At 76.0% G+C, this 8,881-nt stretch carries 8 protein-coding genes and 1 pseudogene; 1 reads left to right on the plus strand and 8 read right to left on the minus strand.

What is annotated here, in order from left to right:
* The 8 genes and pseudogenes from E1211_RS27675 to E1211_RS27710 all read right to left on the minus strand — a co-directional run.
* Positions 1-334, minus strand: a pseudogene (locus tag E1211_RS27675) (DNA topoisomerase IB); the annotation flags it as partial.
* Positions 318-1,271, minus strand: coding sequence for a glycosyltransferase family 9 protein (locus E1211_RS27680; RefSeq protein WP_132352435.1), 954 nt, complete (start codon positions 1,269-1,271; stop codon positions 318-320). The pseudogene E1211_RS27675 and the gene E1211_RS27680, both read right to left, overlap by 17 nt.
* The gene (locus E1211_RS27685) at positions 1,268-1,969 is read right to left on the minus strand and encodes an SDR family oxidoreductase (protein WP_132352437.1); all 702 of its coding nucleotides are present in this window, start codon (positions 1,967-1,969) and stop codon (positions 1,268-1,270) included. The genes E1211_RS27680 and E1211_RS27685 overlap by 4 nt, the downstream gene beginning before the upstream one ends.
* The gene (locus tag E1211_RS27690) at positions 1,966-3,471 is read right to left on the minus strand and encodes a PfkB family carbohydrate kinase (RefSeq protein ID WP_132352439.1); all 1,506 of its coding nucleotides are present in this window, start codon (positions 3,469-3,471) and stop codon (positions 1,966-1,968) included. Before E1211_RS27690 ends, E1211_RS27685 begins: the two co-directional genes overlap by 4 nt.
* 9 nt (positions 3,472-3,480) lie before the next feature.
* Complete coding sequence (locus E1211_RS27695; protein WP_132352441.1) at positions 3,481-4,170, minus strand: SIS domain-containing protein; 690 nt, start codon at positions 4,168-4,170, stop codon at positions 3,481-3,483.
* Positions 4,167-5,384 (minus strand): glycosyltransferase, encoded by a 1,218-nt coding sequence (locus E1211_RS27700; protein WP_132352443.1) that lies wholly within the window; start codon positions 5,382-5,384, stop codon positions 4,167-4,169. Before E1211_RS27700 ends, E1211_RS27695 begins: the two co-directional genes overlap by 4 nt.
* Positions 5,369-6,346 carry a glycosyltransferase gene (locus E1211_RS27705; RefSeq protein WP_132352445.1) on the minus strand — a complete coding sequence of 326 codons (978 nt, stop codon included), beginning with the start codon at positions 6,344-6,346 and terminating at the stop codon, positions 5,369-5,371. The genes E1211_RS27700 and E1211_RS27705 overlap by 16 nt, the downstream gene beginning before the upstream one ends.
* Positions 6,346-8,226: an HAD-IIIA family hydrolase gene (locus E1211_RS27710; protein WP_132352447.1), complete on the minus strand. Its 1,881-nt coding sequence runs from the start codon at positions 8,224-8,226 to the stop codon at positions 6,346-6,348. Before E1211_RS27710 ends, E1211_RS27705 begins: the two co-directional genes overlap by 1 nt.
* Before the next feature lie 171 nt (positions 8,227-8,397).
* Here E1211_RS27710 and E1211_RS27715 point away from each other — a divergent pair, with 171 nt between their 5' ends.
* On the plus strand, positions 8,398-8,844 hold the full coding sequence (locus E1211_RS27715) for an SRPBCC family protein (RefSeq protein ID WP_132352449.1): 447 nt from the start codon (positions 8,398-8,400) through the stop codon (positions 8,842-8,844).
* The last annotated feature ends 37 nt before the right edge of the window (positions 8,845-8,881 follow it).

Here is an 8,881-nt window from a genome sequence, read left to right on the forward strand (position 1 = left end):
GGTCCCGGCCCACCCGCGCCCGCAACGTCGGCAGTCGCCGCGCCACCTCCAGCACGTGGTCGAACTTCGCCTCGTCGCGCTTCTCCCGCCAGGTCGGGTGGTAGAGGTACTGCTTGCGGCCGGCGGCGTCCACGCCGGTGGCCTGGATGTGCCCGTTCGGCCACGGACAGATCCACACGTCCCGCCACGCCGGCGGTACGACCAGGGCACGCAGCCGGGCCAGCTCGTCCTGGTCCCGCACCGGCTCACCGGCCGGGTCCAGGAAGAGCCAGCCGGTTCCGCGCCGCCGCCGCCGGTACCCGGGCCGACCCGGGTCGCTACGCCGTAACCGCACCGGACTCCCGCTCCACCCGTTCCACCTCGTCCACGGCCGCCGACACCTCGTCGACCCCGAGGAGCGTCAATGACGGGTGGCTTCCTACCCCGTCCCAGCTGTGCCAATCCCTCTCCCCGGCCCAGATCACCCGATGCCGGGGCCGGTCCGGCGGCGGCCCCCAACGGGCCGGCGGCACCGGGCCGAAGAGCACCACCGAGGGGGTCCCGAAGGCGGTCGCCAGGTGCGCCACGCCGGTGTCCCCGCTCACCACGACCCGGGCGTACGCCACCAGCGAGGCCAGCTCCCGCAGCCCCGTACGTCCGGCCAGCACGGCGTCGGCGGGCAGCCCGGCGGCGTCGGCCACCCGGGCGGCCAGGCCCCGTTCGTCGGGCGAACCGGTCAGCACCACCCGGTGACCCCGCGCGGCGAGTCTCCGCGCCAGCGCGGCGAACCGGTCGGCCGGCCACCGCTTCCCGATGATCTTCGAGCCGGGGTGCAGCACGCTCGCCCCGGTCGGCACGCCGGTCGCCGGGGGCCGGCGCAGCGTCAGGTCGCGCCGGTCGGCGGGGATCCCGTACCAGGCCAGCAGCCGGCACCAGCGCTGCACCTCGTGCTCGGACTCGTCCCACGCCGGCCCGTCGACGAACCCGGCCGACGGGTTGGCGAAGCCGAGCAGCCGCCCGGGGTGGGCGGCGGCGAGCATCCGGTGCGACTGCGGGCCCCGCCCGTGCAGGTTCACCGCCAACCGCGGCGGCGGCCCGTCCCAGCCGATCCGGCCCAACCCCGGAGTGTCGAGCAGCCGGTCGACGTCGCCGACCAGCTCGACGAGGGGCGCCAGCCAGGTCGGCGCGGCGAGCACCAGCTCCCGGTCGGGATGGGCGGCCCGCAGCCCGCGCAGCGCCGGGACGGCGGTGGCCAGGTCGCCGACGCCGAGCGCGCGCAGCACGAGGATCACGGGTAGGACGACTCCTGCTCGGCGCAGACCACCATCTCCCGTACCGCGCAGCCGGGCGGCTGCGACAGCGCGAACATCACCGCCGCCGCGGTGTCGGCCGGGTCGTTGAGCACCGCGTCGGGCCCGGGGCGGTACTGCGCGTCGCGCTCGTCGAAGAAGGCGGTACGCATGCCGCCGGGAATGAGCAGGGTGACACCGACCGCGCCGGCGAGCTCGGCGGCGAGCGCCCGGGTGAAGCCGACCACCCCGAACTTCGCCGCGCAGTACGCGGTGGCGTCGCTGACCGCCTTGACGCCGAGCGTCGAGGCGACCGTGACGATGGTGCCCCGGGACGCCTCCAGATAGGGCAGCGCGGCTCTGATCACCGCCGCGGTGGCGAGCAGGTCCACGGCGACGATCCGCTCCCAGGTCTCGGCCGGCACGTCGGCCAGCCGCCCCGGCACGTCCCACCCGGCCGCGGTCACCACCGCGTCCAGACCGCCGGAGCGCTCGGCGAGCTGCCGGGTGGCCGCCTCGGCGGCCCGGGTGTCGGCGAGGTCGCACTCGACCCACGGCACCCCGTCACCGGGCGGCTGCCGGTCGATCACCAGCGGACGGCCGCCGGAACGGGCCACCGCCGCCACCACCGCCGCGCCCAACCCGCTCGACCCGCCGGTGACCAGGACGGTGGTGCCGGCCTCGGCCGCGGCGCCCGTCATCGCGACCGCTCCACGGTCGGCGCCGGCGCCGCCGTCGACCAGTCGACGTCGGCGGCCCGGGCGGCGGTGCAGCAGGCGCCGGCGAGCTGCCCGCCGGCACGGGCCGCGGCGATCATGTCGGTGGTGGAACGTCCGTCCAGGTACGGCACCACCACCGTGTGCCCGCCCCAGCGGCGCAGGATCTCCGCCTCGGGCAGGGCCGGGGTGTCGCCGGCGCCGGTGGCGTAGTCACCGCCCTTGACCCAGACGTCGGGGCGGAGCCAGGAGAGCGCCGCGTGCGGCGTCGGCTCGTCGAAGATCATGACCGCGTCCACGCAGCTCAGCGCCGCCAACAACCGGCTCCGGTCGCCCTGCGGGACCACCGGCCGGTCCGGCCCCTTCAACCCGGCCACGCTGGCGTCGGAGTTCAGGCAGACGATCAGGCAGTCGCCGAGCTTCCGGGCCGCCTGCAACGTCGCCACGTGCCCGGCGTGCAGCAGGTCGAAACAGCCCCCGGTGGCCACCACCGTGCCGCCGGCCGCGCGTACCTCGGCGAGCACCGCGGCCACCTCGGCGAGACCGATCCGCTCCCCGCCCGGACCGGCGACCGTGCCCGGCTCCGGACGCACCGGCGGCGGCAGCGCGGCGGCCACTCCCCCGGCCGCCACGTACGCGGAGGCCTCGGCGACCGCCTCCTGCACCGCCTCGGACACCAGCGCACCCCGGGCCAGGGCGAGGCCGGCGGCGACCGCGAACCGGTCGCCCGCACCGCACGTGTCCCCTTCGGCGTTGGAAGGTGCGGACACCACCAGCGGGGTCGAGTCGGTGTGGCAGAGCAGCGCGCCGTCCCCGCCGAGGGTCACCGCGACCGCGCCCGCCCGCCACCGCCGGCGCAGACCCTGCGCGCCCCGCGAGGCGGTGGCCAGCCGGGTCGCCCCGGGCAGCGCCGGAATCAACTCACGCGCCTCGGACTCGTTCGGCGTGGCCAGGTGCACGCCCGGCACCGCTGCCGGGCCGCGCGGGTGCGGGTCCCACACCACCGGCGCCCGCGTCGCGGCCAGCGCCGCGCGCAGCGCCGGCTGCCGGGCCACCCCGCGGCCGTAGTCGCTGACCAGGACGGCGGAGGCGTTCGCGATGACCCGCAGCACCGCCTCGGCCGGTTCGCCCGGCTCACCCGGAACGCCGCCCCGGTCATGGCGCAGCAGCACCCGGCCGCCGGCCCGCAACCGGATCTTCTCCGGCGTGGCCCCGGCCAGCGGCAGCGCGTACACCTGCACCCCGGCCGCGGTCAGCAACGCGCTCAACCGGGCCCCACCGGCGTCGTCGGCGAGCGCGGTCACCAGCACCACCTCGGCGCCCTGGCCGGCGGCGAAGACCGCGGCCAGGCCGGCGCCACCGGGCCGGTCCACGTACCCGGTCTCGTCCAGCACCGGCACCGGAGAGTCCGGACAGAGCCGGTTGACCACCCCCTCGACGTCCCGGTCGAGCAGGGTGTCACCGATCACCACGACGGGTCCCGTCACGCTTCCCCCTCATCCTCGCGCCTGCACCTGTTGCCCGGCTCCGCCGTCGAGCACCACCTCCACCCCGGCGCGCACGCTCCCCTCTCGGGCCGGCCCGTCGACGGGCGCGCCGGCCACCGCGGCCAGCGCGGCCGGCAGCGCCTCGTCGACGTACTCGCAGAGCACATGGCTGGAGACCAGGTGCAGCTCCTGCACCACCTGACTGTCCGGCGAGGCGATGGCGAGCGCCTCGTGGCACGCCTCGGCGAGCGGATTGGGGGCGGGGCCGGTGAAGGCCCAGCAGTCCAGCCCCGCCTCCCGGCCGGCCTGGGCGGCGGCGAGCAGGTTGCGACTGGCGCCGCTGGTCGACAGCAGCAGCAGGATGTCGCCGGCGCGCCCGTGGGCGCGTACCTGACGGGCGAAGACCTCGTCGTAGCCGTAGTCGTTGGCGATGGCGGTGACGGCCGAGCTCTCGGCGTGCAGGGCGATGGCGGACAGGGGCCGGCGGTCATCGCGGAGCTTGCCCACCAGCTCGGCGGTCAGGTGCTGCGCCTCGGCGGCGCTCCCGCCGTTGCCCGCCACCAGCAGTCGCCCACCACCGGCCAATCGCCGGGCCAGCGTCCCGCCCCAGCGGGCGAGCAGCCGTTCGCACTCCCGGTACGGCAGCAGGGCGGCGGCCAGGTTCGCGAGGTGGGCGTCGAGCAGCGAGGCCGGCATCACGCCACCACCCCGGTGGGCCGGTGCACGGCCGCCACCTCGTCGTAGACCCCCACCAGCCGCTCGGCGGTCGCCGCCCACGAGTAGCGCAGGCGCGCCCGCTCCTGCGCCGCCCGGGCGTACGAGAAGCGGCGGATCCGGTCGTCGAGCAGCCCCTGGATGGCGGTGCCCAGGGCACGCGGATCCCGGGCCGGAACCAGGTCACCGGTGACCCCCTCGACCACGGTGTCCTTGAGCCCGCCCACCGCCGTGCCGATCACCGGCACGCCGCAGGCCATCGCCTCCAGCGGGGTGAGCCCGAACGGCTCATACCAGGGGGCGGCGACCAGGATGTCCGCCGAGCGGTACCAGCGACCCATCTCCTCGCGGGGCACCGCGCCGACCAGGCGTACCCGGTCGGCCACCCCGCAGGTGCCGGCGAGGGCCCGCAGCCGGCGGGCGTACGGGTCGCTCTCCAGCAGCCCGACCGGTGGCCCGCCGACCACCACGCACTCGGCGTCGGGCACCAGCGCCATCGCCCGGACCACCGTCTGGAAGCCCTTGCGCTCCACCAGCCGGCCGACGGTCAGGATCCGGGCGCGGCCCGGTTCACGCTCGGCGGCGGGCCCGAGCGGGGCGAAGGTGCCCAGGTTCACCCCGGACGGGATCACCGTCATCCGGGACCGGGGCACCCCCATCCGGACCAGCTCCCCGACCTCGTCCTGGCACTGGGCGATCACCCGGTCCACCGAGCGGCCCAGCTCCCGCTCGTACGCGACCCGGCGGGCCGGACTGGTGTCCTGGACCCCCTGGTAGCGGCGCTTCACGGTGCCGAGCGCGTGGTACGTCTGCACCACCGGCACCCCGGTCTGCCGGCCCGCGGCGAGCGCGGCGAGCCCGCTCATCCAGAAGTGCGCGTGGATCACCTCGGGCACCCAGTCGCCGCCCCGCCACCGCTCCACCAGCCAGCGGCTGAACTCCTTCATGTGCGGCAGCAGCGCGTCCTTGGCCAGCGGCTCCGCCGGTCCGGCCGGTACGTGCACCACGTCGTACCCGTCGGGGGCGCGTACCGTGACCGGCAGGTCGACGGCGTCGCGCCGGGTGTAGACCCGTACGTCGTGCCCGGCGGCCACGAGCGCGGCGGAGAGCTCCGCGACATGCGTGTTCTGGCCACCGGCGTCCTCGCCACCGAGGATGGCGAGCGGGCTGGCGTGCTCCGAGATCATCGCGATGCGCATACTTCCTCCTCCAGCAGCCGGTCCCAGTCGGCGAGGAAACGGTCGAGGCCGTACCGGTCGCGGGCCGCGGCCCGGGCGACCGAGCCCGCCTGCCGCGCGAGCGCCGGTTCGGCCATGAACCGGCGGGTGGTGTCCAACAGGGTGTCGACGCGGGTGTCGAGGGCCCCGGCCCCCGGCGGTACGGCCATCACCGCCTCGGTGGTGGCGAGCGCGACGACCGGCATGCCGATCGACATCGCCTCGAGAAGGCTCAGCCCGAGCGAGGTCCACCGGCACAGGTGCAGGTACGCGCGCCGCCGCGCCAGCTCCTCGTGCATCCGGGACTGCGGCACGTCGTCGTGGCTGGTCACCCGCTCGGGCGGCAGGCCGAGCCGCTCGGCCAGCCCGGCCACCTTCATGCCGAAGACGTCCAGCGGGGCGATCTCGGCGAACCTCGGCAGCAGGTCGGTGCCGGTCACCCGCCAGCGGCGTACCGGCTCGTTGATCACGACGGCGAGCCTGTCGAGTTCGCCGGTGTACTCCACCGCCGGCGGCACGATGCCGTGGTCGATGACGGTGGTGCGGGTGTCCCCGGTGTCCCAGAAGAGCTGGTTGAACGCGGTGACGTGCGCGATGAGCAGGTCGTCCCGGTCGGCCATCGGGTGGCGGCTGTGCGGGACGTCGCCGTCCTTCGGGGTGTTGTGTTCGACGTAGACGGCGGGCACGTCACGGCCGGGACGGCGACCCAGCCACTCCTCGGCGAGGTCGAGCTCCTCGGGGCGTTGGAGGATGACCACGTCGACGTCGGCCCCGGCCAGTTCGTCGGGGCTGACCTCGATCGCCGTGTCCGGCCAGGGGTAGGTGCGGGCGCGGCCGAGGCCGTACGGGCCCCGGTCGGGGGTGGCCGGGACGAGATAGCGGTGCCTGCCGTGCACGAACGCGGTGGTCCAGGAGCCGTGCACGTGCCAGAGCAGGATGTTCATCAGCCGCTCCTGCCCGTGGCGGTCACCGCCGCGCCGGCCGGGTACGGTCCGCTTCTCGTGGTCCGGGCGGCGGCCGTCGCGGCCGGACCCGTGGTCGTGGTCCGGGTGCCGCCCGCGGGTACGCCGAGCAGGCGCAACGCCGCGACCACCTCGGCCGGTTCGATGGCGGCCAGGCAGGGGTGCCCGGGGACGGAGCAGCTGGCGGCGCGGGTGTCCCGGCAGGCGGCCGCCGCGTCGCCGAGGCGGACGGTGGGCACCCGGTACGGACCCCACTGGCCGAACGGGACGGTGGGGGCGAAGAGACTCACCACCGGCACTCCGCACGCCGCCGCCACGTGCGCCGGGCCGGTGTTGCCGACGACCACCGCGGCCGCGTCGGCGATCACCCCGGCCAGCTCGGCGAGGCCGGTGCGACCGCCCAGGTCCAGGCCGGTGGGGCCGGCCACCGCCGCGGTCAACTCCCGTTCCTGCGGCGTTCCGGTGACCACCAGCCGGTAGCCCGCGTCGGTGAGCGTCCGTCCGATCCGGACGGCCAGCTCGGGCGGGCAGGCCCGGCTGGGCACCGACGAGCCGGGGTGCAGCACGACGTAACCCGGTGGTCCGAGCCCGGCCGGTGGCCGTGGCACCGCATCGGCGCGCAGCCGGAGCACGGGCTGGTCGCCGGCGGGCAGGCCGTAGCCGGCCGCGGCGGCGAGGGAGAGGGCACGTTCGGCCTCGGGTACGCCGACCGGGACGCGGTGGCGCAGGTCGAGCAGGCTTCCGGGGTAGTCGTCGCTGATCGCGGCGATCCGCGGCACGCCGGCCACGCGCAGCAGCAGCGCCAGCGGTAGCGGCGACTGGTGGAACGAGGTGAAGAGGATTGCCTCGTCCGCGCCCACCGCCGCCAGGCGTGCGGTGAGGGTGTGCATGTCCCGCGGGTCCACCGGGCCCGGGGCGGGGTCGATCCAGGGCAGCCGGTGCTCGACTATCGCGTCGACGCCGGGCAGCAGCTCGGCGGCCGACCGCCCGCGCGGTCCGCAGAGCATCACCACGCGCTCCGCGCCGGCCGCGACGGCCCGGATGGCGGGCCCGGTGACCAGAACGTCCCCCGCCGAGTCCGCCCGCACCACAAGCACCGTCCCCCGCCGGCCCGCAGTCGCGGTACCCGTGGCGGCGGCCCGCCCCACCACCGTCGCCGGCTCCGACCGGCTGCCGCCCACGGCCGTGGGATCCCCGGTGAGCGCGACGGCGCCCGGTGCGCTGACGGAGATCGGCCAGGGCGGATCACCCGGCGCGACGGCGGCCTGCCGGCGCAGGATCTCGTCGACCGCCGCCGGCAGGTCGGGCGCGACCCACGGGGCGGCGGCGATCTCCTCGGGCCGGGTCACCGGCGTCGGCACCAGCACCCCCGCGGCGCCGGCCGCCAACGCCGCCGTCACGTCCCGGCCGATGTCCCCCACCATGACGCAGCGGTCCGGGACCGTGCCGAGGTCGCTCGCCGCGGCCCGGACCAGGCCCGGTGCCGGCTTGCGGCAGCCGCACGCCTCCTCGTCGTCGTGCGGGCACACGCGCCACGTGTCGAACGGCCCCAGCAACAGCTCGATCCGGGCGTGCACCGCTTCCATCTGGGCACGAGTGAAGAAACCTCGCGCGAGGCCCGACTGGTTCGTCACCACCCCGAGCCGCAGGCCGGCGGCGCGCAGCCGGTCCAGCGCGGCCCGCGCCCCCGCCACCGGTCGCACCTTCTCCGGATCACCGTTGTACGGAACGTCCTCGACCAGGGTGCCGTCGCGGTCCAGCAGTACGGCGTCGAACAGGGCCGGCCCGGACGCGACCCGGTCAGCACCGGCAAAAACCTGGGCTGACCTGCGCTGATCCAGCTCGACCTGGTCCTGTCGCACGGGCGGCGGGTTCCCTGCGCCCCGGGGAGTAAACGTCGGCCTCGACGCGGCGGCAGCACGCGCGTCCCACGGCCAACCCTCCGGCCACCCGCGCACGCCTTACCCGTCGCCCCGGAGAAGCTAACCCGTCGGGACCGTTAGCCACGGTCGGGGCGAGGGTATGAGCATCCAGTGGCGATTGTGGAGAAAGTTATCGACGCGCCCCCGCAGCAGGTCTTCACCGTGCTCGCCGACGGGTGGACGTACAGCGACTGGGTCGTCGGCACCACGCACGTGCGGGACGTGGACGAGGACTGGCCACAGGTCGGCAGCCAGTTGCACCACCGGGCCGGGCCGTGGCCGTTCTCGCTCCAGGACGCCTCGACGGTGCTGCTCTGCGAGCCGCCGCACCGGCTGGTCCTGCGGGCCGGGCTCTGGCCGGCCGGTGAGGCGATCGTGACCTTCACCCTCGAACCCGTGGGCGAGGGGGCGACCCGGGTACGGATCGGGGAGGAGTTCGCGGCGGGCCCGCTGCGCTGGGTCCGTAACAAGGTCAACGACCTGGTGCTGCACCTGCGCAACCGGGAGACCCTGGCCCGGCTCTCCGACATCGCGACCCGCCAGAAGGAGCGGCGATGACCCAGGCCGTGGTGGTGACCGGGGCGAGCGCGGGGGT

The sequence above is a fragment of the Micromonospora sp. 15K316 genome (assembly GCF_004348525.1).
Lineage (GTDB): Bacteria > Actinomycetota > Actinomycetes > Mycobacteriales > Micromonosporaceae > Micromonospora.